The organism is Burkholderia paludis (genome assembly GCF_000732615.1).
Taxonomy (GTDB): domain Bacteria; phylum Pseudomonadota; class Gammaproteobacteria; order Burkholderiales; family Burkholderiaceae; genus Burkholderia; species Burkholderia paludis.
In genome coordinates this window covers 114379-139142 of record NZ_JPGL01000017.1, presented here as the reverse complement: position 1 = coordinate 139142, position 24764 = coordinate 114379, and the positions used below count along the sequence as shown (strand labels likewise).

The following is a 24764-nucleotide window of genomic DNA, read 5'->3' as shown; positions in this document are numbered from 1 at the left end:
CGTGAAGGGCAATCAGGTGAACGCCGATGTGGGCGGGAATCTGAACATTGTCAGCGTGCAGGATACGCTGACGAGCGCGGCGCATCAGTCGAGTTCGGGCGGCGGCTTCAACATCAGTCAGGGCAGCGCAAGTGCGAGCTTCAGCCAGAGCAAGGGTAACGCGACGGGCAGCTATGCGGGCGTCAATGAACAGGCCGGGATTCACGCGGGCGATGGCGGCTTCAATATCAACGTCACCGGCAATACCGACCTGAAAGGCGGGCTGATCGCGAGCGACGCGGATGCGTCGAAGAATTCGCTGACGACGGGTTCGCTGTCCTTCTCGGACATCCAGAACCAGTCGCACTACGATGCAAGTTCAAGCGGCTTCAGTGCGGGTGCGACGACTGGCGACGGCGGGATGAACTACAGCACGCATGGCGGCACGTCGGGCAAGAATGCCGGTGGCGCCGTGCCCATGCTCGGACAGAACGACAGCGGCAGTGATAGTGCGACGACGAAGAGCGGCGTAAGTGCGGGGACGGTCACGATTACGGATTCGGCGAACCAGAAGCAGGATGTGGCGAGCTTGAACCGCGATACGACGAACACGAACGGTACGGTCGCCAAACTCCCCGACATGCAGAATCTCTTGAGCAATCACGCGGACATGATGGCGGCGGCCAGCGCGGCTGGTGAAGCCGTGTCGCGCCGGATCGGGGACTACGCGGACGAGATGAAACGGCAAGCCCAGAAGAATGGCGACCAGGCGGGTGTTGACGCCTGGAAGGAGGGCGGAGCGAACCGCGCCCTGATGCAAGGTGCCGGCGCGGCGCTGGTGACGGGACTGGCGGGCGGCAAGGCGGTAGGTGGGGCAGCCGGTGCGGCGGTCGCGTCGATCGCTTCAGGCAAACTGAACGAACTGAGCAGCGCAATCGCAGGCAGTGATCCGACCGGCAACGCGAATATGAATCAGGCGCTGGGCAATATCGTGGCGAACGCACTTGCGACGGGGGCTGGTGCGGCCGTGGGTGGGGAATCGGGGGCGTTTTCTGGGTATAACGTTGACCGGTTCAATCGGCAGTTGCATCCGGATGAATACGCGACGGCAAAGCAGAATGCGAAGCTGGTATCGGAAAAGCTTGGGATCAGTGTTGAGCAGGCTGAAGGCCGGATAGTTGCCGAGATTCTGAGGAACTCGGACAAGCAGACGACGCAGGTGTCGGGCGGAAAGCACGATTACGAGATTCGGAGCATCGTGGGTTGCCAGAATCTGAATTGCTATGGTTACAAGAACGATCCGAAGTATGCGAATCATGACTACAACAGTCAGTACATCAAGCCGAATCAAGGTGCGTATGACCGAGGGCAACAGCAGTTGGGCCACGGGCAGACGTATAACGAACTGGTGACGTCGAACATGAAGAAGGACCCGGTTGGGGCGACGGTGGCGGGTGCAGGGCTGATGGGGGTCGGGTTGGTGATGGGCGGTCCGTTTGCGTCGGCGGGAATGATGGGCGCGGGCGGATTGCTTGGATTGGGCGCTAATGGAGGTGTCCAACTGATGGGTAATCAGTCGTTTGACTGGACGAGCTTTGCGTTGGCGGGTGCGACAGGTGCGGCATCGACGGGGATGAAGTTTATTCCGGTGTTTCTGACAGGGGTCGGCGGTGCGTTGACTGGCTCGGCGCTGCAAGGTCAGAGCCCGAATTCGGCGATGGCAGGTGCGGCGGTGGGGACGGCGATCGGATATCCGATTGGGGCAAAAATTGAGGGTAAGCTCAATGACGTGCTGAATCCCTGGTATCGGCAGGAGTGGGTGGATGTTGGTATGGGCGTCTCGAAGTATGTCCCCCCGAGTGTGATCCCGTCCTGGGTTGGCGGGTTTGGAGGAGGTGTCATACAAGAAAAAGCTGGTGGAATGGGTCAAAACAAAGTCGATGGAGCCGGGAAGAAATGAAACCGAAGACCAACTTTGAATGGTTCCGTTGGATGTACTACGTGTTGATTTGGTTGATTTCAGCAACCCTGGTTGTGGCAATAAGTGAGCTGATTGCCGGCCCTGCATTGCTCTGGCTGTTTAACGACATTCCATATCAGTTACCGACATGGAATCGAGCGGGTCGAATGGCTGTATTTGTAGTTCTGTTCAGTTTGTTCGCGGGTACGGTGGCGTGGTTCAGTGAGAAAAGGAGATCAGGCCGCTAGGGTTTGAAACGATGAGCCCCGTGTATGTCGGGCTCGGTGTTTATGCAGATTTCGCAGGTTGTTGCTGTTGTCGTCGCGCCTGTCGTTCGGCGGGGAGTTGTTGCTCGGTGCGAATGCGATGCCGAATCTCCTGTTCGGTTCAATCGGCAGTTGCATCTGGAGGAAAAGACGCTGGCGAAGCAGTTGGCGGCGAGGAGCAAGGGAAAATATACGCAGGCGCAGATCGAGGACCAGATGCGCATCATGGGCGCACCGGCAACGCTGGTCGGTCAGATCGGCATTTGGAGCTGTTGTGCTTGTGGCAACGGCGACCGGAGTTGCGGCAGATGGGGTGTCGCAACTAGTTAGCCCTAATATTGGGGGGGTATTTGACGGACAACACGGCGAATGTGGTTGGGAATAAGGTGTTGCCCGATAAATATCCTCTGTTGGCTCCGTCGTTTAACGCAACGGTTAATTATTTTTCGAATAGTGGTGCCTATAATGCTATTCAGGATTTTGTGAATTCATCGTGGGTCGCTTGACTGGTGGGGATAAATCAAAGTGAAGATTATTGTAGATGGGAATTTTTCGCGCCCCGTGAGTGTGGCGATGGTGTTAATTGGCATTGCAGTCATATTTGGTTTCTTGAAGTACGGTCCTCCATCAATTATTAGCGTTCTGATGGTGTGTTTTGGCTTTGGGCTGGCGATAGTTGGTGGAATGACTAGCCAGGCAAGGCTGCTTAAAATCAGGCCGTTCGATAACAGCTACAAAAAAGCACGCAAGAGCTATGAGGTGAGGGGCGACGAGCCCGGCAAATCCCAATGGTAACATATTAAATTATTCTGGGCGAAATAACCATTTAGGTATATTTAGATTTGGGGGATAAAACATGACGAAATCCTATGCCTTGCCGCACTTTTCTTTTCGCTCATCAGCGCATGCTCTGTGCTTGCGCCAGATCTCGCAGACGAAAACCAAGGATTGAAAGGTCAAGTTGCTGAAAGCCTGGGGTCGGCGGTGCTGCTGGCGCTGAATTCCACAGGCGGCGGGTCAGGATTCAATCTGTCGGGACCGTTTGCGAAGTTCGACCAGTCGGATACGAACTATGTGAGGGGTACGACTGTGGATACAGCCTCGATGGTGTCGAATACTGCAGGGTGGATTTCGTCGACTGCGACAACTGGGTAGGCCAGCAGTTGAATTCGATTTTCGGTCCGCGTGGTGACAAGGGAAAGAAATGAGACTCATCGAAGGCGGCAATTTCTCAGGGTGGCTTAGAGCCGTCCTCTTTTTGGGGGGCTTATCCTTCGCTGTTGGGGGGCTTGGACTTGACCAAATGCCCCGATGGATCAGGGCTGGGGCATTTCTCTTTGGCTTTGCGATGATGGCCATTGGAGGCATTTCAAGTCGAGCGCATATGCTGAAGATCAAGCCATTCGATAACCGTTACAAAAAGGCACGCAAGAGCTACGAAGTAAAGGCCGACAAGCCAGACGAGTCCCGATGATAAGGGATTCAGTTATTGCAAGCATCGGCACTCCTCCGTCCAAACTGATGAAGAAATGAGAAAATTAGAACGCGAACTCGTAGCTGTCGCTTACTTTTCGGTTTTTCTTTTGGCACTGTTTGTGATGGCGGATCTTTTTTTTGAATTTTTGTTCTGGCCTGCATTGATGTGGATGAGGGGTGGGGCGGCTATCATCTACCGTAAATTGACCGACTGTACAAATGGGTGAGGCTAATTACCCTAGTGGTCCCTCCATGTTCATTGATACTTTGGTTGTACGAAAAAGAAGCGTCAGGTCGTTAGGGATCAATCGGTTATTTTGGCATCGCGCTTCTGGAAAGTTTTCGTAGTTACGTTCGTTATTATGTATGTCGGATTATCTGCAGGCGTGACGTTTGTGGCATGCATAGGACGCAATGCAGCAAGGAGTATGAGGGATGGCGGTGGTAATTGAGTTAATTTGAGATTGGGGCTGCGCGGACGCATGCTGAAGGATGCTGCGGCAAACGGTGACCAGGCAGGTGTCGATGCGTGGAATATATCAGATTGTTTGTCGTGGATATCGTGGTCATTGGCTTCGGAGTTGCGGCATCAAGTTTAAATGGAATACTTGCGCCGTCCATGTTGCATGTGTTTTTCGACCTGTTTGCTGCCATATCTTTCGTTTCGTTTTAGGGGGGCGTTTCTCAATGCAATGGAAGAGGCGAAATGAGTCGCAGCTCGTCGTTTTTGTTCTGAAAATGGATGATGGGGAGGTGAGGATTTGTTTGAAAGAGGGCCTAATCTACGCGACCCGATCAAGAGTCCGTTTCGTCAGACATGGTTGCATAGATTTGTAGAGACTTTCTTCGCAGGTAAAAAACAATGCTTGTGATTGCGATATTCATTGTGCTTGCGCTGACCGTTCTCTCTGGTGAGGCGGGCGGGGGTGGTGCCTTCCCGACCGAAAGGCGAGCGCGATTCAGAGCATTCCTGATTCTAGTTGTCGTTGCCGTAATTTTGATTGGCTCTGTCTATTTCGTCCGTTTTCATCGTCCCTTGATGTGATGCCGCGGAGGTATTAAATCGAAGTGATTGGATGTGGAAATAATGAGGATAAATGGTGGGCGCAGTGGGAGGGTGGTGGATTAAGACTGCGTGCGGGCAGAAGATTATTTGCTGGGTTGGTGTGGTCGCGGTCTGCATATCTATTGGTGAACACTGTTGAGTAGGATTGTTATCTGATTAAGTGATGTGATTGAAAATACTGGATAAGTAGGGAGTAATCGGCGGTCATTGGAGTGGGCTTTGCTCTCATCGGGTTTGGTCTGGCGTTTGCCGGGGGATTTGCAAGCCGTGCACATAACCTGGAAATCAAGCCTTTCGATAACAGCGACAAGAAGGTACGTGATAGCCATAAGCCAAACGAATGCGACGACGAAAACGATTCAAAATGAAAATTGCTCAGAGGTTGGCACTACTGCCGCTCACTACTTTGGTCGCGGCCGCCGTTCATGCGCAGCAGGCCCCCACGCCGGCCGACCAAGCTGCAGCCGCGCGCGCGAATGCGGAACAGGATCGACAAGCGCAACAACAACGCGACGTACAGGAGCGTGAGGCAACCGTGCGCGCTCCATCCGTCCGCTCGGACGTGCCGCACGCTGAAGCCTATCCAGCGCTTCCTTCCGAAACGCCGTGCTTCCGTATCGACCGCTTTGCGCTCGATGTGCCTGCGTCATTGCCTGACGCGATGAAAACTGCAGGCGAGTCCACCCTGCCAATGGATCGGTTCGCATTCGCCCGTGAATGGCTGAACCACTACACCGGCCAATGCGTCGGCAAGCAAGGCGTCGACATGCTGGTTAAGGGGCTGTCGCAAGCGATTCTGGCGCGTGGCTACGTCACCACACGCGTACTCGTCCCTGAGCAGGACCTGTCGGCCGGCACCCTCAAATTCGCGCTGATCCCCGGCGTGATCCGACGCATCCGCTTCGCCGATGAAAAACTGCGCGGCACCTGGAAGACCGCCTTCCCGACAGGCGGCGGCGAACTGCTGAACATCCGCGACCTGGAACAAGGCCTCGAGCAAATGAAGCGCATATCGAGCCAGGACGTGTCGATGCAGATCGTCCCCGGCGAACTGCCCGGCGAGAGCGACGTGGTACTCGACGTAAAGCGCAACAAACCCTGGACCGTCGTCGCATCGATCGACAACTCCGGCACGCGCGCCACCGGCAAGCTGCAAGGCAACCTGTCGCTCGGCATCGACAACCCGCTCGGCCTGAACGACATGCTCAACGTCGGCGTCAGCCAGGATCTCGAATTTGGCGACAAGCGTCTCGGCTCGCATGGCTGGAACGGCTTCTATTCAATACCGTGGGGCTACTGGACAGCCACGCTGTCCGCGTACACGAACACGTATTACCAGCAGATTGCCGGCGTGAATCAGACGTTCGTCGCGAGCGGGAACTCGAAAACGATCGATTTCAAGCTGGCGCGTGTGCTGGCGCGCGGCCAGAACGATGTATTCGGCGGGTATTTCCGACTGTCGCGCCGCTTCGGTCAGAGCTTCATCGAAGATACCGAGATTTCCCAGCAGCGCCGTAACAACACGATCATCGAACTTGGGCTGACCGATCGCCACTACTTCGCCGGCGCGCAGTTCGACGGGACGCTTGCGTACCGTCAAGGCGTCGGCGGCTTCGGCGCACAGGACGACACATTTGCGGCGGGCGGCGGCCCGACCTATCGCTTCCGGATGGCAGTGCTGGACGCGAACTTGTCGGTGCCGTTTGCGGTCGGCACGCAGCCGTTCCGCTATATCGGAACGTTTCACGGCCAGTACACCGGCAACACGCTGTACTACCTCGATGACGTGACAATCGGCAGCCGCTACACGGTACGCGGCTTCGACGGCGAAACGATGCTCGCGGCGGCACGCGGATTCTACTGGCGCAACGAGCTGCAAATGCCGATCGGCCAAACGGGGCAGGCGGTGTATGCGGGGCTGGACTATGGACGCGTGTGGGGGCCGCAGCCGATCGTGCTGGTCGGGACGCAACTGGCCGGAGCGGTGATCGGCGTCAAGGGTAGCGTAGGCACGCGTTTTGGCGCATACGCGTACGACCTGTTTGCTGGCACGCCGATCTACAAGCCCTCCGGCTTCCCGACGACGCGCGTCACGGTCGGGTTCCAGGTTACCGCACAGTTTTAAGCAGGAAATCTTGCGTCGTTGAGGATCGGAAGCTGCAGAGCGTGGGTGGTGTGATGTTATTTGTTAGGAATATTTAACATTTTTGAGAGGGCTGGACAATGAAGAAGCAAGTGCTTTTGGGTGGTGTGATGGGGGTGGCAGTCCTGCTGGCGGCGTGTGGCGGCGATGACGGTGGAGTCGCCAATGCAGGAAGCAGCGCATCGAACAGTAACGAAGCCGGGACGCCGACCACTACGACGCCAGGGGTGTCTCAGCCGTCGGCGCAAGCGGCATGCCGACCGAACGGCCGTTTCACCTATTCGGGTTCCGCGTCCCAGGTAGCGGCGAACAACGGCCAACTGGCCGTGCTGGTGGTGCCCAGCCTGCCGACGGCCTATCAGAAAAACCGAAACATCACGGCGCCGAACGCGCCTGCATCGAGTCAGGTGCAGCAGGCAAGCGGGGCATTTACGACGCTTGCGTCATCGGCTGCGGCGACCGATTGTCTTGGGCTCGACCACGGGGCGGTGACCGAGATTCAAAGTGTCGGCAGCGATGTGGCGATCGGGCGGTGGAATCAGGCGATGGACACGGATGGCAATACCTATACCAGTGAACAAGGCGTCCATTACGCGGTCGGCACACCCTTGTCGTTGTCTGCGACGAGCGGCACGCTCGCGTGTACCCAATTGATCGCGGACACGGTGGCACAAAATAACAGCAGCGTCGCCGGCACGCTTGGAGCAAGTTCGGCCACGCTCGATCTCGGGGCGCGCACGCTCACCAATCTGAGCCTGTCGATCAATCTGGGGAATTCGCAATATACGCTGACGAACACACAGACACCGTTGAATGGCGTCTCGACGACCGGGCAGTTGTCGGTGCAGACGGTTGTCGTGGGGCATGACGCGACGCAGCCGCTGATCGCCGTTGGTTATTCAGCGACGTTGCCGAACACGAACGGGGTTGGCGGCGTGGTGGTCCTGTCGTGCCGTTGAGGGTGGTCGGGGTGTCGGAGGGAAAAATAATGAAGAATCGAGGGCTTCCGGCAGGGCTGATGGGGGTGGCAGTCCTGCTGACGGCGTGTGGTGGCGGTGACGGCGGCGGCAGTTCGACGCGCAACAACGGCTCGGCAGCTTCGACTGCCCGGACCGCGACGAACGGCACAACCGAGGCAGGCTCGCAGGCGGTACCGGATGGGCAAGCGAGTGCAGTCAAGTGTCCCGACAGCTACAAGTCGATACAGGTGACGAGCAGCGCGATTCCGGATGCAACGATGACGCTTGTCACCGACGACGGCATCGCCACGTTGACCTTCAAGACACTGCCTGATGGCGTGGTTCGCGACGGGACGATTTGCCGGGGCAAACCAGACCCGGTGCCGGCAGGCGTGACGGCGGACTATGTGTACGAGATCAAGGCGTACGGGGCTTTCGACACCATGTTCAACCGAACGCTGACCTTGAACTTCAAGACGGACGTGATTCCCGATCCGAACCCACCCGTTGTGGAAATGGCGGATCAGGCGAACGGGACCGTGATCTACAAGCCGACCCTCCCGGGTTCGGTGTATTCGGTCCGACCGAACTGCAGCCTGGCTGTAGCCGCCAACTTTCCCGGTCTGTATGTCGTGCGTCTGACGCAGTAGAGGGGAGCGCCGCACCGCGCGGATCGTCGGCGGTGCGGGCGGGTTCACCGTGACGTTGCCTTTTCGTTACGCCGTCTGACTCGTGCCGAAGAACGCCTGCCTGATCCGCGCAAACAACCCGTGCTGTGCGATCCATTCGGCATATGCGCGATAGTCGGGGTCGCGCATCAGGTGACGTTCTTCGGTCTTCGCGCGTACGTAGTAGATCAGGTTGACCGCGACGAGCGCCGCGCAGTGCATGAGCCCGACCTGCCAGCCGAGCGGCTCGACGAAGGGCACCGACACCATCCAGTACGACAGGTTCTTCGTGATGTACGCCGGATGCTTCGTGAAGCGGTACGGGCCCGACGTGATGATCCCGCGATTGGTGAGGTTCGAGAAACGCAGCCCGAACGAGATCGTGCACAGCGCATAGGTCAGCAGCAGCAGGATGATCGCCGTGCCCCAGATCACCCGCAGCGTCGGCGCGGACAGCAGCCAGTTGTCCCAGAACAGCGAGCCTTCGTAGCGGATGTAGTGGCCCGAGATCAGCGACCAGAACGGCTGATAGCAGATCAGCGCGGCGCCCCAGCCGAGGGCGGTCGGCTCGACGGTGCGCACGTGGCTGTCGAGGATGCGGAACGTGCACAGGTAGCCGACGGTGCCGAACATCAGGTCCATCGTGAACGACAGGTCGTACATGAACGAGAACGTCGCGAGCGACATCGGCGCGTTCATCATGTGCGCGAGCGACGCGGTCAGATGGTCGGCGTCCTTCGACAGATAGACGGTCATCAGCGGCAGGAAGAACATCTTCACGCCCCAGCCGGCGAGCATCTCGCGCACCGGCTGCCAGTTCGCCGGCCGTTCGCCGCGGAACAGGAAGCGGCCCCATAGCAGGTATGCGTCGTCGGTTTCGCGCTGATGGCGGTCCATCCACATGAAATAGAACGGCGCGGCGACGATCACGTACGGCGCGAGCGAGCGCAGCAGCGACCAGAAGGGCAGGTAGAAATCGCCGTGGTATTCGGGCAGCAGCCAGTACAGCACGCCGATGCCGGCATAGACCGACGCGAGTGCGCCGAGCCGCGTCGCGACGCGCGCGAGGCCGAGCGGCCGGACGGCCTGCCGCGACAGCCCCGCGCTCGGGCGCAGATAGACGCGCGAGACGAGGATTTCGTGGAGCGCGATCGTGCCGATGATCGCCAGGCTCGCGACGACCGCGCGTGTCGCCGCATCGAGGCCGGGCTGGTCGCGCGTGACCCACAGCGCGATGAGGCCGGCCGCGATGCCGAGCAGCCCGGCGCGGAACGGCGTGGCGGAACGGGGCGGGCGGTCCTGGACCGCGGCGATGCCGTCGAGCGTGGAATTCATGATCGGATCCTCGTCGGGATGAGGGCCGGCGACCCCGCTGAGCGGGTGACGCCGGCCGTCGGCCGGGCTTTGCATGGATGCGCGCCCGGCCATTGGCCTGTGGTTCTGTTGCGTGATGCGTGACTTACTTCTTGGGCCCGGCGCCCAGCAGACCGCCGAGCAGGTTCGTCACCGGCGACAGCAGGTTGCCTGCGCCGCCCGCGCCGCCCCCGTTCGAGCTGCCGCTCAGGCCGGCCGCCACGGTGCCGCCGCCGGCCGGTGTCGTCACCGTGCCTGCCGCGCCTCCCGGGCTGACCGTCGCGCCGGCGGCAGCGCCGCCGGCCGGCGTCGTCAGCGCACCCGTCAGCGTGCCGACCGGGCCGCTGGTCAGGACGCCGCCGATCGTGCCGGTCAGGTTGCCGCCGGGCGTGGTGACGGTGCCGGTGAGGCTTGCACCGAGCGGCGTCAGTGAGTTGACGAGACCGGTGACCGGCGCCAGCAGGCCGCCAACGCCCGCACCGCCGGTGCCGCTCGTGCCGCCGGTGCCGAGACCGCCGAGTGCGCCGGTCACGGTGCCGAGCAGGCCGGTGACCGGTGCGAGCGGACCGCCGCCGCTGGTACCGCTCGTGCCGCCGGTTCCGCTGGTGCCGAGGCCGCCGAGCGCGCCGGTCACGGTGCCGAGCAAGCCGGTGACCGGTGCGAGTGGGCCGCCGCCGCTGGTACCGCTCGTGCCGCCGGTTCCGCTGGTGCCGAGGCCGCCGAGCGCGCCGGTTACGCCGCCGAGCAGGCCGGTGATCGGTGCGAGCGGACCGCCGCCGCTGGTACCGCTCGTGCCGCCGGTTCCGCTGGTACCGAGACCGCCGAGCGCGCCGGTTACGCTGCCGAGCAGGCCGGTGATCGGTGCGAGCGGGCCGCCGCTGGTGCCGCTGGTGCCGCCCGAACCGCTCGAGCTGCCGCCGCCGAGCCCGCCTGTCAGCGTGCCGAGCAGGCCCGTGATCGGCGCGAGCGGGTTGCCGCCGCCCGTGCCGCTGCTGGAGCTGCCCGCGTTGTTGTCGTGGACGAGGCCGCCGGTGGACGTCACCGTGTTGCCCAACTGGGCCACGACGCCGCCGAGGCCTGCGCCGAGCGGGTTGTCGGTTGCGCCGCCGACCTTCGTGCCGGCCTGTGCGAGGCCGTTGCCGAGCGCGCTCAGCAGGCCGTTGAGCGGCGTACCGAGCAGCGTCACGCTGCCGAGCGTCTGCGTGGCGCCCGGCGTCGTGACGCCGCCGGTCAGCGTGTTCGTGATCGGGTTGATCACCTTGCCGACCTGCGTTTCGATCTGCTGGACCGGCGAGCTGTTCAGGGCCGTGTTGAGGCCCGACGCGGTCGAGTTGACCGCGCCGCCGACGGTGCTGACGAGATCGCCGACGAGCGTCGTCACCGGCGACAGCGGCGACAGCGGGCCCGAGCCGAGGCTCTTCACCGCGTTGCCGAGGTTGTTGACCGCGCCGCCGGCGCCGGTCAGCAGGCCGGTGGTCGATGTGAGCGTCGGCCCGAGCGGGTTCGCCGACACGCCGATCGAGCCGAGGCCTGCCGCGACGCCGTTGCCGAGCGCCTGCACGCCGTTGCCGAGGCTCGTGACGGCATTGCCGACGCTGTTGGCCGTCGTCGGGTTCGTACCGGGGATCTGCACGCCGCCGATCACGGAGCCGCCGTTCGCGACCGTCGTGCCGACTGCCGTCACGAGGTTGCCGGATTTCTGGAGAACGTTGCCGAGCGGGGTGACGCCGGTGCCGGAAGTGCCCGACGTACCGGAGGTGCCCGAGGTACCGGAAGTGCCTGAGGTGCCTGAGGTGCCTGAGGTGCCGGAAGTGCCCGACGTGCCGGAGGTGCCCGAGGTGCCGGAAGTGCCCGAGGTACCGGAAGTGCCCGAGGTACCGGAGGTACCCGAGGTGCCGGACGTACCCGAGGTGCCGGACGTACCCGAGGTACCGGACGTACCCGAGGTGCCGGACGTACCCGAGGTACCGGAAGTACCCGAGGTGCCCGAAGTACCCGAAGTACCCGAAGTACCCGAAGTACCCGAAGTACCCGAAGTACCCGAAGTACCCGAAGTACCCGAAGTACCCGAAGTACCCGAAGTACCCGAAGTACCCGAAGTACCCGAAGTACCCGAAGTACCCGAAGTACCCGAAGTACCCGAAGTACCCGAAGTGCCCGAAGTGCCCGAAGTGCCCGAAGTACCCGAAGTACCCGAAGTGCCCGAAGTGCCCGAAGTGCCCGAAGTGCCCGAAGTGCCCGAAGTGCCCGAAGTGCCCGAAGTGCCCGAAGTACCCGAAGTGCCCGAAGTGCCCGAAGTGCCCGATGTCCCCGATGTCCCCGACGACGTCCCCGAACTACCGCCCCCCGACGTCCCCGACGAACCGCCGCCCGATGTACCGGAGGTTCCCGAGCTGCCGCCCGTCCCCGACGAGCTCGGCTTGATCGTCGGCGGGGTCGTGGGTCCATCGACCGAGCCGCAGCCATATAGCGCGAGCAGCGACGAGACGGCCATCGTTACCGTCGTCTTCTTGAAGAGATTGTGCATGTTGGCCTCGACATTGGAAGTGTGTCCAAGCCTCCACTGCAAATTCCGCGCCACGACATATTCCGGAAACGGTGTCGCGTTTTGTTGCGGAAATCGGGAAGATCAGCGCGATTTAAACGGTGGGACGGCGGTTTCCCGCGACCGGGCACCGGCGGTGCGCCGGCGCGGCGGATGCGATGTTCCCGCAAGCCGCCGTAACGCGCCGCGCGATGTTACGTAGCGTTCGACGGCGCCGGCGGCTGCGAACCGGCAGCCGTGTCTTTGACGAAACGGGCCGGCGCCGCGACCATGGCGAGAACGCTTCCGGCTGCCGATGCCGCTGGAGCGGCCACGCATCCATACAGGGCACCGACATGAGCGAACAGGACAGGGAGTCCGGCAAGGCGCGCCGGATCGACGTGATGGGCGAGGCGTTCGTCGAGCGCGCGATGCGCGACCTCGACGGCTTTTCGCGTCCGCTGCAGGACTGGCTGAACGAACACGCGTGGGGCAGCACGTGGCAGCGGGGCGGGATCGACCTGAAGACGCGCAGCCTGTGCACGTGCGCGATGCTGGCGGCGCTTGGCCGCGGCACGGAATTGAAGGGGCACGTTCGCGGCGCGCTCAACAACGGCGCAAGCCTCGTCGAGATCCGCGAGGTGCTGCTGCACAGCGCGCTGTACGCGGGCGCGCCGGCTGCGATCGAGGCGTTCCGCAGCGCGCGCGAGGTGATCGCGGATCTCGGGCTGCCGGTGCCCGACGACGACGCAGCCTGATTGCGCCGCAGCATCGGCGGCGCGGCGCAGCGCGGCACGGCACGGCACGGCGCGGCACCGGCCGCCGCTTCGTGAGGATCTTCCGTCTAGTGCTCGACGCGCGCCGTCTGCGCGGTCGCCTCGACCGATGCGCCGGCGACCTCGAGCAGCCAGTCGGCGGTCGCATCGGGAATCGTGACCGGCAGCATGTGCCCGCCCTCGACGACCTTCAGCCGCACGCGCGCCGATTTCTGCGCCAGCGCCTCGCCGTGCTGGCGGTAGTTCAGGATCGGATCGGCGCGGCCGTACAGCACGTCGACCGGCAGCGAGAGATCCGCGTAGCGGCGTTCCATCGCGGGCAGGTCGGCGGGCGCCGACAGCAGATCGGTCGCGGTCGCGTAGAACACGTGCGGCCTCATGCCGAGCAACCCGCCACCCTTGGTGGGGAAATCGTGCGGCACGGATTCCGGCGCGAACACCTGGCGCACGGCCTTGCGGCCGGTCAGGATCGTCAGCGGAATCGCGAAGGTCCACGACACGAAGCGGCGCACGAGCGGCGACGGCAGCATCAGCGGCTTGAACGGCGCCGGCGGCTCGGGCTGCTCGTGCGACAGCGGCGCGATCAGCGCGAGCCGGCTCACGCGTTCCGGATGGTTGAGGCCGACCGCGAGCGCGATCGCGCCGCCGAGCGAGTGGCCGACGAGCACGGGCCGGTCGAGCCGCAGCGCGTCGATGAACGCGGCGACCGTGCGGGCCTGCGCGAACACGTTCGCCTGCGAACCCGCGCCGCGCAGCGAGCGGCCGGCGCCGGGCCGGTCGATCAGGATCACGCGATGATGCTGCGCGAGCCGCGTGAGCGGCAGGTACGCGAAGTTGCGCAGTTGCCCCGCCAGCCCGTGGACGAACACGATCGGCGGCCCGTCGCCGTATTCGACGTAGTGGATGCGGTCGCCGCCGATGTCGACGAAGCGGCCTTCGGGCGGAAACGCGCGCGTCACGCGGCTGGCGACGTACGCGGAAAACAGCGCGAGCGCGGCGAGCGCCGCGACGACGCCGAGCAGCACGGTCTGGATCAGGTGGAGCGTATGGGTCATGTCGGCCTCAGCGGGTTTCGAGTGCGGGTTCGGCTACCGGCGTCGCCGCCGGGCCGGTTTTCGCGCGGCGTTCGAACTGCATCGCCGAATCGGCGAGGCCGCTGAACTTCAGCGATGCGAGATCGAGCACGTAGTTCTGGTGGAATTTCCACGGCTTGTGGTGGCCCTGCTTCGGCAGGATGCCGGCCGCACGCTGAATGTAGCCGGAGCTCAGGTTGACGGCCGGCACGTCGCCGAGATCGCTGGCGCCGAGCCGCGGCACGCACGTGTCGTAGCCGTTCGCGCGCATGTGGTTGAGCAGCCGGCACACGTAGCGCGCGATCAGCTCGGCCTTCAGCGTCCACGACGCATTCGTGTAGCCGAACGACGACGCGAGGTTCGGCACGTCGCTGTACATCATCCCCTTGTACGACACGGTCTCCGGCAGGTCGACCGCGCGGCCGTCGACCGTCACGCGCGCGCCGCCGAGCATCTTCACCTTCAGCCCGGTCGCGGTGACGATCACGTCCGCGTCGAGCTGCTGGCCGCTCTTCAGCTTCAGGCCGGTCGGCGTGAAGCGCTCGATCTCGTCGGTGACGATCGATGCGCGGCCCGTGCGGATCGACTTGAACAGGTCGCCGTTCGGCACGAGGCACACGCGCTGGTCCCACGGCATGTAGCGCGGCGTCAGGTGCTTCGCGACGTCGAAGTCGGGGCCGAGCTGCTTGCTCGCCGCACGGATGATGAATTTCTTCGTCTGGTCGGGCTTGCGGCGCGAGACGTTGTACAGATAGATCGTCAGCAGGACGTTCTTCACGCGCACGATCCGGTGCGCGAGCCGCGACGGCAGCACGCGGCGCAGCGCGTTCGCGATCTTGTCGCGCGCGGGCAGCGACACGATGTAGGTCGGCGAGCGCTGCAGCATCGTCACGTGCTGCGCGTCGGCCGCCATCGACGGCACGAGCGTGACGGCCGTCGCGCCGCTGCCGATCACGACGACGCGCCGGTTCGTGTACGACAGGTCCTTCGGCCAGTGCTGCGGGTGCACGAGCTTGCCCTCGAACGTGTCCATGCCGGCCCAGTCGGGCAGGTAGCCGGCGTCGTAGTCGTAGTAGCCGCTGCACATGAACAGGAAGCGGCAGGTGTAGACGAGCGTGTCGGTCGCGCCGTCCCGGGTGCGCTCGATGGTGACCGTCCAGCGCGCGCGGTTCGAGTCCCAGTCGGCCGCGACGACTTTCTGGCCGTAGCGGATCGTCCTGTCGATCCCGTAGGTGCGGGCGGTGTCGCGGATGTAGTCGAGGATCGCCTGGCCGTCCGAGATCGCCTTGTCGCTGTGCCACGGGCGGAAGCTGTAGCCGAGCGTGAACATGTCGGAGTCCGAACGGACGCCCGGATAGCGGAACAGGTCCCAGGTGCCGCCGATCGCGTCGCGCGCCTCGACGATCGCGAAGCTCGCATGCGGGCAGCGCTGCTTCAGATGATACGCGGCGCCGATGCCGGACAGGCCGGCGCCGACGATCAGTACGTCGAGGTCGTTGCCGTCGCGGCGCTCGGCGCGGGCGGTGGAGGCGGGCGGCGCGTCGCGCCGGTCGGTCGTCGTGGTCATGCGGGGTCCTTGGTCGGCGTGGTCGGGCGGGAGGCCGGGGCGTGCGCGTGCTCCCCCATGGGGACTTCCTTCGGGCGCAGGTTGCGTGCGCGGGCGCGGCGGACGTGGCGCAGCATCAGCCACTGGTAACCGGCGCCGAGCACGCGCGCGATCCGGTCGAGCCGGCGCGCGTCGGCGCCGACGAGCACGCGGCGCGCATTGCGCTCGACGCCCGCGAGGATCTGCCGCGCGGCCTCGTCGGCCGTCGTCGCGTTGATCAGGCGGTTCGCCTGGCGCCGATGGGTCGCTTCGTCCTGGCCCGTCAGCGCGTGGATGCTGGTGTCGACGCGGCCCGCGTCGACGATGTTCGTCGCGACGCCGCCCGGATGCACGCAGGTCGCGCTCACCGGCGCGCCGTCGAGTTCGAGTTCCATCCGCAGCGCCTCGGTGAAGCCGCGCACCGCGAACTTGGTCGCGTTATACGCGCTTTGCGTCGGCATCGCGACGAGCCCGAACAGGCTCGACGTGTTGACGACATGGCCGTCGCCCGCCGCGCGCAGGTGCGGCAGGAACGCCTGCGTGCCGTGCACGACGCCCCAGAAATTGATGCCGACGATCCATTCGAGATCGGCGATGCGCGCGGTTTCGGCGCTGGCGGCCAGCGACACGCCCGCGTTGTTGAAGATCAGGTTGACCTTGCCGTGTTCGGCGCGGACGAAATCGGCCCATGCGAACACCGCATCGCGATCGGCCACGTCGAGCCGCCGCGTGCTCGCGCGCACGCCGTGCCGTGCGCAGGCGGCCGCCGTGGCGGCCAGCCCGGTTTCGTCGACGTCCGCGAGCGCGACTTCGCAGCCGCGCCGCGCCAGCTCGACCGCCAGGCTGCGGCCCATGCCCGAACCGGCGCCCGTGATCGCGGCGACCTTGCCGGAAAAACCCTTCATCCGTCGCTCCTCCCGTTCCGCTTGCGCTGCGCCGATCGCGCGGCTATTGTGGTGTTGGTCGTCACCACTTTAGTTTTCGGGTGTCCTGATGTCAAATAGCGGAATGGAGAAAGCACTCGAAACGGAAAAAAGGGGCCGGTCGTATGGCGGCGTGGCGCCCGAGGTACGCGCCGCCGAGCGGCGCGACGCGCTGATCCGCGCGGCGACGCGGGTGTTCGGCACGGTCGGCTTCCGCAAGGCGACCGTGCGGTCGATCTGCCAGGAAGCGAAGCTGAACGACCGCTATTTCTATGCGGCGTTCGACAGCACCGAGGATCTGCTGCGCTGCACCTACCTGCATCACGCGCAGCAACTGCATGAAGCGGTCGCGCAGGCGGTGGCCGCGCGCGGCGGCGATCTGCGCGAGAGCGTCGACACGGGGCTCGGCGCGTTCTTCGCGTTCCTGCGCGACCCGTGCTCGGCGCGCGTGCTGCTGCTCGAGGTGATGGGCGTGAGCGCGGATACCGACATGACTTACCAGCGCATGCTGATCGACTTCGGCAAGCTGATCATGGCGATCGGCGCGCCGCGCGAAGCGGCGACCCCCGCGGAGCGCACCGAGCAGCGGCTGGTCGGGCTCGCGCTCGTCGGCGCGATGACGAACGTCGGCGCGGCGTGGCTGCTCACCGGCTATCGCGATCCGGAAGCGCAGATGATCGCGAGTTGCAGGCGCGTGCTGCTGGGGACGTTGCGGGAGCGCGACGAAGGGTGAGCGTATGGCGCGACGGTTCGCCAACGGCCGTGCACCGCCGTGGCACGCCGTCGGCGCGGCAGCGCCTGACGAGCAGGCGCGTCGCGGGTGGCGGGTCGGATCACGCGCCTGAAACAAGCGCAGGCACTTTGGAGGTGGCCGGCGTTCGGTGCGTGACGCCGAACAGCGGTGTGTGAACCCCGCGTCGAACCCGCGTTTGCGGATGCCGATCGATGCGACGCCCGAGCGGCGGGCGTGATGCGCCATGAGGTCGCTACCGCTACCGCGTCCGCTTCCCGGCGAATGCCGGTGCTTCGTCCCCGATCGTCCCCTTCATCGCCTCGATGAACGCCCGCACCTTCCGTGACGGCAGCCGCGTCGACGGATAGACCGCATGGATGCCGGCCGGCGCCGTGTGCCACGCCGGCAGCAGCCGCACGAGGCGGCCGGCCGCGACGTCGTCGGCGGTCGAGAAATCCGTCAGCAGCCCGAAGCCGCCGCCCGCGAGCACGATCGCGCGGCACGCGGTCGCGGTGTTCGACACGACGGGCGCGACGCACCGCACCGAGGCCGTGTCGCCGTTCGCGCCCTCGAGTTCGACCGTATGCGGGCGCGGCAGCGACGACAGCATCACGAACGGCAGTGCGGCGAGCGCATCCGGCGCTTGCGGCAGCCCGTACCGCGCGACGAACGCGGGGCTCGCGACCAGCCATTTCCGGTACGTGCCGAGCTGCGCCGCGCGATAGTTCGAATCGGCGAGGCGGCCGATGCGGATCGCGACGTCGAGGTTGTCCGCGACGAGATCGACGACGCGGTCGTTCGCGACGAGTTCGACGTCGAGCCTCGGGTGCCGGTCGCGCAACGCGACGACGGCAGGCGCGACGACCAGCGCGCCGTAATCGATCGGCACGCTCACGCGCAACGTGCCGCGCAGCGGCCCCGCGTCGGAGGACACCGCATCGAGCGCGCTTTCGGCGGCGCGCACGATGTCGCGGCACGCGTCGTAGAACGCGCGCCCGGCATCGGTCACGCTCAGCCGCCGCGTCGTGCGCACCAGCAGGTTCGCGCCGACCTCGGATTCGAGGCGCTGCATGTGCGTGCTGACGACCGTCTTCGCGAGGCCGAGCCGCTCGGCCGCGGCCGTCAGCGAGCCGGCGTCGACCACCGCGACGAAGATCGCCAGCCGGTTCAGGTTCACGTCGCGCAGATCGGCCATCGTCGATTGTCCTATGGAAGCGGATAATGTTTCGCCGATTATCCGTCTTCTGGCCGCGAACCGCGAGCGCTACGCTGGGGCCGTTCGTCGCCGATACCCGGCGGCGCGAGATTCCGGAGTGTCGCCATGCCCACCGCCCGCCAGCCCGTTGCACCGATCCGCGTCTATTCGTTCCTGCTGTCCGGGCATGCCCATCGCGTCCGGTTGTTTCTGTCGCTGCTCGGCCTGCCGTCCGAGATCGTCGACGTCGATCTCGCGGCCGGCGCGCAGCGCGAACCGGCGTTCCTCGCGCTCAATCCGCTCGGGCAGGTGCCCGTGATCGACGATGGCGGCACCGTGATCGCCGATTCGAACGCGATCCTCGTGTACCTCGCGAAGCGCTACGGCGACGCGCACTGGCTGCCCGACGACCCGGTCGGCGCGTCGCTCGTGCAGCGCTGGCTGTCGTACGCGGCCGGCCCGATCGCGGCGGGGCCCGCCGCCGCGCGGCTCGTGACCGTGTTCGGCGCGCCGCTCGACCAGGACGCGGCCAAGCGCACGGCCGCGAAGGTGCTCGCCGTGATCGATCACGAGCTGGCCGGCAAGCCGTTCGCGGCCGGTGCGCAGCCGACGATCGCGGACATCGCCGCGTACTCGTACATCGCGCACGCGCCGGAAGGCGGCGTGTCGCTCGAACCGTATCCGCACGTGCGTGCGTGGCTCGCGCGTGTCGAGGCGCTGCCGGGCTTCGTCGCAATGCCGACGACGCGCGCGGGCCTGCTCGCCGCGTAACGCCACGCCACACCGGGCCACGCCACGCCACGTCTTCCACGGGAGAACGCGATGAATGCTCCGACCCCCATCGTTCCGGGCTGGGAACTCGATGCCCCGCCGTTTCACGCGGGCGAGCTGGCCGTGCAGCAGCGCGCGGGCGTGACGGCGGCCGCGGCGTCGCTCGGCCGAAGCGGGATCCGGCGCTTCATGCCGGACCAGCACCGGACGTTCTTCGCGCAACTGCCGTTCTTCGTGCTCGGCGGCGTCGATGCGTCGGGCCAGCCGTGGGCGACGCTGCGGGCCGGCGCGCCGGGCTTCGTGACCTCGCCGGACGCCCGTACGCTGCGCATCGCGGCGCGCGCGCTGCCGGGCGATCCGCTGGCCGGCGCGTGGCAGGCGGGCGCGGCGCTCGGCGGCCTCGGAATCGAATTCCATACGCGGCGGCGCAACCGCGTCAACGGCGTCGTGCGCGCGGTCGACGGCGAGGCGTTGACGATCGCGGTCGAGCAGAGCTTCGGCAATTGCGCGAAGTACATCCAGGGCCGCAAGCCGACCGTCGTCGTGCAGGCAGTGGATGACGCCGGCGCGCCGGAGGTGTCGGACGCGTTCGACGATGCCGATCGCGCGCTGCTGTCGCGGGCCGATACGTTCTTCGTGGCGAGCGCGAACACGTCGGCGGATGCGGGGGCCGCGCGCGGCGCGGACGTATCGCATCGCGGCGGGATGCCGGGCTTCGTCCGCGTCGACGATGCGCGCACGCTGACGACGCCGGATTTCAGCGGCAACCGCCTGTTCAACACGCTCGGCAACCTGCAGCACGATCCGCGCGCCGGGCTGCTGTTCGTCGATTTCGACAGCGGCGACCTGCTGTACGTGGCCGCGCGTGCCGAGATCGTGTGGGACGGGCCGCTCGTCGCGTCGTTCGACGGCGCGCAGCGGGTCGTGCGGTTCCATGTGACGGAAGTGCGGCGCACGCGCGCGGCGCTGCCGTTCCGGTGGTCGGCGGTCGAGCGCGCGCCGCAGTTCGCGGCGATGGCGGCGGGCGCTGGCGCTGGCGCGGGCGCTGCGTCGGCGGCGGCCGTGGCCGTGGCAGCGCCGGCGCCCGCATGGCGGCCGCTGCGCATCGCGAGGATCGTCGACGAAGCGCGCGCGATCCGTTCGTTCCATTTCGAGTCGGCGGACGGCGGGGCGTTGCCGGCCTACGACGCCGGACAGCATCTGACGCTGCGTGTCGCGCTGCCGGGCGGCGACGCGCCGTCGATTCGCAGCTACACGCTGTCTGATGCGCCGGGCGGCGCGCACTACCGCATCACCGTGAAGCGCGAGGGGCGCGTGTCGGCGTGGCTGCACGATCATGCGCGGGCGGGCATGACGATCGACGCGCAGATGCCGCGCGGCCGCTTCACGTTCGATCTCGCGAGCCCGCGTCCGGCCGTGCTCGTGTCGGCCGGCATCGGCATCACGCCGATGGTCGCGATGCTGCGCCGCGCGCTGGCCGACGCCGCCCCGTCGCGCCGCGTGGTGTTCGTGCACGGCGCGCGTGACGCGGCCGACCGGCCGTTCGCGGCGGAGCTGGCGCGCATGGCGGCCGCCGATCCGCGGCTGTCGCTGCACGCGTTCGACAGTCATCCTCACGAAGGCGCGACGGCGCGGGCCGGCCGCATCGACATCGCCGGCTTGAAGCAGATCCTGCCGTTCGACGATTACGACTTCTACCTGTGCGGGCCGTCGGCGTTCATGCGCGACCTGTACGACGGGCTGCGCGCGCTGAACGTGGCGGACGAGCGCATCCGTTTCGAGGCGTTCGGGCCGTCGAGCGTCGTGCGCACCGCAACCCGGGCGGCCGGCGCGCCGGCGGCGGCAACCGTGCCGGTCGTGTTCCGGCGCACGGGCCGCGAAGCCGCGTGGGCGCCGGCCGACGGCACCCTGCTCGAATTCGCGGAAGGGCAGCGCGTGGCTGTGCCGTCCGAATGCCGCGCCGGGTCGTGCGGCACCTGCGCGACGCGCGTGCTGTCCGGCGCGGTCGACTACGAGCAGACGCCCGATGCGCCGGTCGCGCCCGGCTGCGCGCTGCTGTGCGTCGCGCGGCCCGCGCAAGGGACCACGGAGCCGCTCGTGCTCGACTGCTGACACGCCCTGCGACATGCCGCCGCAGACGCCCTGCTGCGCGAAAAGCGCGCGCAACTGCTGCTTTTTTCGGATGCCGGTCGGATCGACGATAGCGTCAACCGATTCGATGAAAGGAGCGCAAACATGAAACTGCTCGGCATGATCAAGCTGGTCCTGTGGAGTTTCTTCGGCGTACGCAACAGCAAGGCGCACGCGACCGATCTCGCGAACGCGAACTTCACGCTGCTGCCGTTCGTGGCGATCATCCTCGCGGTGATGGTCGGCGCGGTCATCTACGGCGTCGTGCACCTGGTCGCCAATCCGACCGTGACGATGCAGGGGTTCTGAGCGGCCCATGAAGCGCGGGCAGTCGTCCCGCGCCGGCTCCCGGCCGCGTGACCGGTGTGCGATTGCGCCGCCGGCTGCCGGGATTGCCGCGCACGACGGGAAGGGCGGACGGATCGCCGCCGCCGCCGTGTTGCCCTGATCGCCTTGCCCCCCGTTCCGTCATTCCCCACACCCGTTCCCCCAATTCCGCGGCGATCCGCCCCGCCCGGGGTAAAATGCGCGCCGCGCCGCGATGTCGCGCGCGACGGGCCCGCCGCCGTTCGATCGAACGGTGCGCGCAAGCGCGTCGCGCCCGCACCGGGGCGTTCGAAGCGTCCCCCCGCATGACATGACCGCGCGATGCAGCCGGCTGCCCGACACGCCCCCGACGAACCGGTCGGCGGCGACATCGGTTGCCGGTGCATTTCCTGATCCGATGTCCCATCCTGCGTCTTTCCGACCGAGCGGCCTGCTGGTGTGCCGCATCGCTTGATTCGTCTGATGAATATCGTGTCCGCGCGCGTCCGGCGGCGGGCGTCGATGCGTTCCCGGGCCCGCTGCGCTGCGTCGTGACGGGTTTCGGTTGGGTCGAGTGGTGAGTTTTCCATCCAGAACAATGACGGTGAAAAGAACAACAGCGTCGCCCGCACGGCGGCGGCGCGCGAAGGTCGGGCTCGGCGTCGGTCTCGGTATCACGCTGTTCGCGGCGCAGGCCGCGGCGGCGCAGGGCGACGCGCCGGCGCCGGACGCCGATGCGGCCGGCGGCGCGACGCTGCCGGCGATCACGGTGAGCGGCGAGCGCGGCAATGCGCTGCGCGCGCGCACGGCGTCGGTCGCGGGGCTCGACGACGCGCCGCTGCGCGACACGCCGGCGTCGGTGAGCGTCGTGACGCGCGCGCAGCTCGACGACCAGCAGGCGAAGCGGCTGAGCGACGTCGTGCGCAACGATGCGTCGGTGGTCAACGACTACGCGCCGGTCGGGTATTTCGAAGGGTTCGCGATCCGTGGCTTTCCGGTCGATCTCGCGAGCGCGATCCGGATCGACGGGCTGACGGTGTCCGGCGAGCAGAACGTGGCGCTCGAGAACAAGGAGCGCGTCGAGATCCTGAAAGGGCTGGCCGGCATCGACAGCGGCGTCGTCGCGCCGGGCGGCGTGATCAACTTCGTGACGAAGCGCTCCGCCAACGTCGCGAGCGTGACGACCGGCGTCGACAGCCGCGGCTCGACGTCGGCGGCCGTCGATCTCGGCCGCCGCTTCGGCCCTGACAACCAGTTCGGCTTCCGGATCAATGCCGCGAAGGAGAACATGCACTCGTACATCGACGGCACGAACGGACGGCGCACGTTCGGCTCGATCGCCGCCGACTGGGACATCAGCCCGCGCGCGAGCCTGCAGCTGAACGCCGAATTCCAGCAGTGGATCCAGCGTTCCGCGCCGGGCTACCAGTTGCTCGGCGGCACCGTCGTGCCGTCGGTCAACACGACGTCGAAGGCGCTCGGCACGCAGCCGTGGGCGAAACCCGTGACGACCGACGCGCTGAACCTGAATGCGCGCTTCGACTACCAGTTCAGCGACGACTGGAAGGCGAGCGTCGCCGCCGGCCGCAGCCGCACGATGATCGACGACAACAGCGCGTTCGCGTACGGCTGCTCGTACGCGGCGAGCTGCGCGGCCGGCGCGACGTCGCCGTTCTTCTTCGGCGCGAACGGCGACTACGACGTGTACGACTTCCGCAGCCCCGGCGAATACCGACGCAACGACGACCTGCGCGCGACCGTGACGGGCAAGTTCGCGACCGGGCCGCTGCGTCACGAGCTGACGCTCGGCCTGAGCGTGCAGCGCCGCGTCGTGCGCATGGCCGACGCCGTGTACGACTACGTGGGCAGCGAGAACGTCTACGGGCCGGACGTGGCGTTCGCGCCGTCGCCGAATTCGCCCGGGCCGTCGTACCCGCGTCTCGACGCGTGGCAGTACGGCGTGTTCGGGCTCGATCGCATCAGCATCGGCGAACACTGGCAGGTGCTCGCGGGCGGCAAGGAGGTGCTGCTGCGGCAGCGCAGCTGGAGCAGCCTCGACGGCGATGCGACGCACACCGACCGCTCGGTGTTCCTGCCGCAGGTCGCGCTCGTCTACAAGCCGGTGAGCGTGCTGTCGCTGTACGCGTCGTACAGCAAGGCGCTGTCGCTCGGCGACCAGGCGCCCGTGCGCGCGACCAACGCGTATGCGTTCCTGCCGCCCGTCGAATCGCACCAGGTCGAGGTCGGCGCGAAATACGACTGGCTCGACCGGCTGAGCCTCACGGCCGCCGTGTTCTCGATCAGCAAGCCGTTCCAGTTCGCCGATCCGGACGCGGCGGGCACGTCCTACACGTTCGTGCAGCGCGGCACGCAGCGGCACCAGGGCATCGAGCTCGGCGCGGCCGGGCGCGTGACCGAGCGGCTGGGGCTGACGGCCAGCGTCGCGGCGATTCGCGCCCGCGCGTACGATTCGGGTTCGCCGGCGTACGAGGGGCACCAGATCATCAACGTGCCGGCACTGCGCGCGACGCTGTACGCGGACTACGCGGTGCCGGGCGTCGCGGGCCTGAACATGCTGGGCGGCGTCGAGTACAGCGGCGCGCGCAACGCGAACGAGGAGGGCACCGCGCGCGTGCCGTCGTGGTTCGTGTTCAATCTCGGCGCGCGCTACACGACGAAGATCGGCGGCCACCGCACGGTGCTGCGCGTGTCGGTGGACAATCTGTTCAACAAGTTCTACTGGCGCGACGCGGGCGAGCAGCAGGGCGATGCGTACCTGTTCCCGGGTGCGCCGCGCACCGCGCGCGTATCGTTGACCTATGATTTCTGACCGCCCGGAGCCGGCCGCGTGACGCGCGGCCCCGACGGCCCACCTGGA

20 protein-coding genes are annotated in these 24764 nt (G+C 65.9%); 14 read left to right on the top strand and 6 right to left on the bottom strand.

The genetic code is table 11. The features are described 5' to 3' along the window. The 8 genes from GQ56_RS46510 to GQ56_RS46505 form a co-directional block, all read left to right on the top strand. The coding region (locus tag GQ56_RS46510) for a hemagglutinin repeat-containing protein (RefSeq protein ID WP_235212692.1) at positions 1–1939 on the top strand (1939 nt) is incomplete at its 5' end. Continuing rightward, complete coding sequence (locus tag GQ56_RS41220; RefSeq protein WP_075122938.1) at positions 1936–2187, top strand: hypothetical protein; 252 nt, start codon at positions 1936–1938, stop codon at positions 2185–2187. The genes GQ56_RS46510 and GQ56_RS41220, both read left to right, overlap by 4 nt. A 24-nt stretch (positions 2188–2211) precedes the next feature. Then, the gene (locus tag GQ56_RS45875) at positions 2212–2535 is read left to right on the top strand and encodes a hypothetical protein (RefSeq protein WP_152601746.1); all 324 of its coding nucleotides are present in this window, start codon (positions 2212–2214) and stop codon (positions 2533–2535) included. Positions 2536–2730: 195 nt separating this feature from the next. Continuing rightward, complete coding sequence (locus GQ56_RS45870; RefSeq protein ID WP_152601745.1) at positions 2731–3000, top strand: hypothetical protein; 270 nt, start codon at positions 2731–2733, stop codon at positions 2998–3000. Positions 3001–3409: 409 nt separating this feature from the next. Further along, positions 3410–3679, top strand: a complete 270-nt coding sequence (locus GQ56_RS0113075) for a hypothetical protein (RefSeq protein WP_031399084.1) — start codon at positions 3410–3412, stop codon at positions 3677–3679. A 1432-nt stretch (positions 3680–5111) separates the two neighbouring features. Continuing rightward, entirely contained in the window at positions 5112–6872 is a 1761-nt protein-coding gene (locus tag GQ56_RS0113070) for a ShlB/FhaC/HecB family hemolysin secretion/activation protein (RefSeq protein WP_031399083.1), read from the top strand. A 98-nt stretch (positions 6873–6970) separates the two neighbouring features. Further along, positions 6971–7849 carry a hypothetical protein gene (locus tag GQ56_RS0113065; RefSeq protein ID WP_043301349.1) on the top strand — a complete coding sequence of 293 codons (879 nt, stop codon included), beginning with the start codon at positions 6971–6973 and terminating at the stop codon, positions 7847–7849. A 29-nt stretch (positions 7850–7878) separates the two neighbouring features. Next, the gene (locus GQ56_RS46505; RefSeq protein ID WP_081894901.1) at positions 7879–8499 is read left to right on the top strand and encodes a hypothetical protein; all 621 of its coding nucleotides are present in this window, start codon (positions 7879–7881) and stop codon (positions 8497–8499) included. Positions 8500–8565: 66 nt separating this feature from the next. On the opposite strand, the gene GQ56_RS0113055 is transcribed toward GQ56_RS46505, so the two are convergent. Next, positions 8566–9852 carry an isoprenylcysteine carboxylmethyltransferase family protein gene (locus GQ56_RS0113055; RefSeq protein WP_031399080.1) on the bottom strand — a complete coding sequence of 429 codons (1287 nt, stop codon included), beginning with the start codon at positions 9850–9852 and terminating at the stop codon, positions 8566–8568. A 124-nt stretch (positions 9853–9976) separates the two neighbouring features. Beyond that, on the bottom strand, positions 9977–12397 hold the full coding sequence (locus tag GQ56_RS39330; RefSeq protein ID WP_043301348.1) for a collagen-like triple helix repeat-containing protein: 2421 nt from the start codon (positions 12395–12397) through the stop codon (positions 9977–9979). 353 nt (positions 12398–12750) lie between these two features. On the opposite strand from GQ56_RS39330, the gene GQ56_RS0113045 reads away from it, so the two are divergent. Further along, positions 12751–13152, top strand: coding sequence for a carboxymuconolactone decarboxylase family protein (locus GQ56_RS0113045; RefSeq protein WP_031399078.1), 402 nt, complete (start codon positions 12751–12753; stop codon positions 13150–13152). Positions 13153–13238: 86 nt separating this feature from the next. Here the strand turns inward: GQ56_RS0113045 and GQ56_RS0113040 are convergent, their stop codons facing one another. From GQ56_RS0113040 to GQ56_RS0113030, 3 genes are read right to left on the bottom strand one after another with little or no spacing between them, the layout of a single operon-like run. Further along, the gene (locus GQ56_RS0113040; protein ID WP_031399077.1) at positions 13239–14225 is read right to left on the bottom strand and encodes an alpha/beta fold hydrolase; all 987 of its coding nucleotides are present in this window, start codon (positions 14223–14225) and stop codon (positions 13239–13241) included. A gap of 7 nt (positions 14226–14232) precedes the next feature. After that, entirely contained in the window at positions 14233–15810 is a 1578-nt protein-coding gene (locus GQ56_RS0113035) for a flavin-containing monooxygenase (RefSeq protein WP_031399076.1), read from the bottom strand. After that, positions 15807–16733, bottom strand: coding sequence for an SDR family NAD(P)-dependent oxidoreductase (locus GQ56_RS0113030; protein ID WP_031399075.1), 927 nt, complete (start codon positions 16731–16733; stop codon positions 15807–15809). The genes GQ56_RS0113035 and GQ56_RS0113030 overlap by 4 nt, the downstream gene beginning before the upstream one ends. An 88-nt stretch (positions 16734–16821) precedes the next feature. Between GQ56_RS0113030 and GQ56_RS0113025 the strand changes: the two genes are divergently transcribed. After that, positions 16822–17484, top strand: coding sequence for a TetR/AcrR family transcriptional regulator (locus GQ56_RS0113025; RefSeq protein WP_031399074.1), 663 nt, complete (start codon positions 16822–16824; stop codon positions 17482–17484). A 259-nt stretch (positions 17485–17743) separates the two neighbouring features. On the opposite strand, the gene GQ56_RS0113020 is transcribed toward GQ56_RS0113025, so the two are convergent. Next, the gene (locus GQ56_RS0113020) at positions 17744–18679 is read right to left on the bottom strand and encodes a LysR family transcriptional regulator (protein WP_031399073.1); all 936 of its coding nucleotides are present in this window, start codon (positions 18677–18679) and stop codon (positions 17744–17746) included. Positions 18680–18805: 126 nt separating this feature from the next. On the opposite strand from GQ56_RS0113020, the gene GQ56_RS0113015 reads away from it, so the two are divergent. The 4 genes from GQ56_RS0113015 (at position 18806) to GQ56_RS0113000 (ending at position 24716) form a co-directional block, all read left to right on the top strand. Further along, entirely contained in the window at positions 18806–19450 is a 645-nt protein-coding gene (locus GQ56_RS0113015; RefSeq protein ID WP_031399072.1) for a glutathione S-transferase family protein, read from the top strand. A gap of 51 nt (positions 19451–19501) precedes the next feature. Continuing rightward, on the top strand, positions 19502–21562 hold the full coding sequence (locus GQ56_RS0113010) for a pyridoxamine 5'-phosphate oxidase family protein (RefSeq protein ID WP_031399071.1): 2061 nt from the start codon (positions 19502–19504) through the stop codon (positions 21560–21562). A gap of 123 nt (positions 21563–21685) precedes the next feature. After that, positions 21686–21889: a DUF2970 domain-containing protein gene (locus GQ56_RS0113005; protein WP_031399070.1), complete on the top strand. Its 204-nt coding sequence runs from the start codon at positions 21686–21688 to the stop codon at positions 21887–21889. A 595-nt stretch (positions 21890–22484) separates the two neighbouring features. Next, entirely contained in the window at positions 22485–24716 is a 2232-nt protein-coding gene (locus GQ56_RS0113000) for a TonB-dependent siderophore receptor (RefSeq protein ID WP_031399069.1), read from the top strand. Positions 24717–24764: the final 48 nt, after the last annotated feature.

Bases quoted from the DNA above. Each gene is read 5' to 3' on its own strand.
- GQ56_RS0113055 (WP_031399080.1), bottom strand. From the start codon at position 9,852: ATGAATTCCACGCTCGACGGCATCGCCGCGGTCCAGGACCGCCCGCCC.
- GQ56_RS0113040 (WP_031399077.1), bottom strand. From the start codon at position 14,225: ATGACCCATACGCTCCACCTGATCCAGACCGTGCTGCTCGGCGTCGTC.
- GQ56_RS0113015 (WP_031399072.1), top strand. From the start codon at position 18,806: ATGCCCACCGCCCGCCAGCCCGTTGCACCGATCCGCGTCTATTCGTTC.
- GQ56_RS0113070 (WP_031399083.1), top strand. From the start codon at position 5,112: ATGAAAATTGCTCAGAGGTTGGCACTACTGCCGCTCACTACTTTGGTC.
- GQ56_RS0113025 (WP_031399074.1), top strand. From the start codon at position 16,822: ATGTCAAATAGCGGAATGGAGAAAGCACTCGAAACGGAAAAAAGGGGC.
- GQ56_RS0113035 (WP_031399076.1), bottom strand. From the start codon at position 15,810: ATGACCACGACGACCGACCGGCGCGACGCGCCGCCCGCCTCCACCGCC.
- GQ56_RS0113010 (WP_031399071.1), top strand. From the start codon at position 19,502: ATGAATGCTCCGACCCCCATCGTTCCGGGCTGGGAACTCGATGCCCCG.
- GQ56_RS39330 (WP_043301348.1), bottom strand. From the start codon at position 12,397: ATGCACAATCTCTTCAAGAAGACGACGGTAACGATGGCCGTCTCGTCG.
- GQ56_RS0113030 (WP_031399075.1), bottom strand. From the start codon at position 16,733: ATGAAGGGTTTTTCCGGCAAGGTCGCCGCGATCACGGGCGCCGGTTCG.
- GQ56_RS0113045 (WP_031399078.1), top strand. From the start codon at position 12,751: ATGAGCGAACAGGACAGGGAGTCCGGCAAGGCGCGCCGGATCGACGTG.
- GQ56_RS0113065 (WP_043301349.1), top strand. From the start codon at position 6,971: ATGAAGAAGCAAGTGCTTTTGGGTGGTGTGATGGGGGTGGCAGTCCTG.
- GQ56_RS0113020 (WP_031399073.1), bottom strand. From the start codon at position 18,679: ATGGCCGATCTGCGCGACGTGAACCTGAACCGGCTGGCGATCTTCGTC.
- GQ56_RS0113075 (WP_031399084.1), top strand. From the start codon at position 3,410: ATGAGACTCATCGAAGGCGGCAATTTCTCAGGGTGGCTTAGAGCCGTC.
- GQ56_RS45875 (WP_152601746.1), top strand. From the start codon at position 2,212: ATGTCGGGCTCGGTGTTTATGCAGATTTCGCAGGTTGTTGCTGTTGTC.
- GQ56_RS0113000 (WP_031399069.1), top strand. From the start codon at position 22,485: ATGACGGTGAAAAGAACAACAGCGTCGCCCGCACGGCGGCGGCGCGCG.
- GQ56_RS41220 (WP_075122938.1), top strand. From the start codon at position 1,936: ATGAAACCGAAGACCAACTTTGAATGGTTCCGTTGGATGTACTACGTG.
- GQ56_RS0113005 (WP_031399070.1), top strand. From the start codon at position 21,686: ATGAAACTGCTCGGCATGATCAAGCTGGTCCTGTGGAGTTTCTTCGGC.
- GQ56_RS46505 (WP_081894901.1), top strand. From the start codon at position 7,879: ATGAAGAATCGAGGGCTTCCGGCAGGGCTGATGGGGGTGGCAGTCCTG.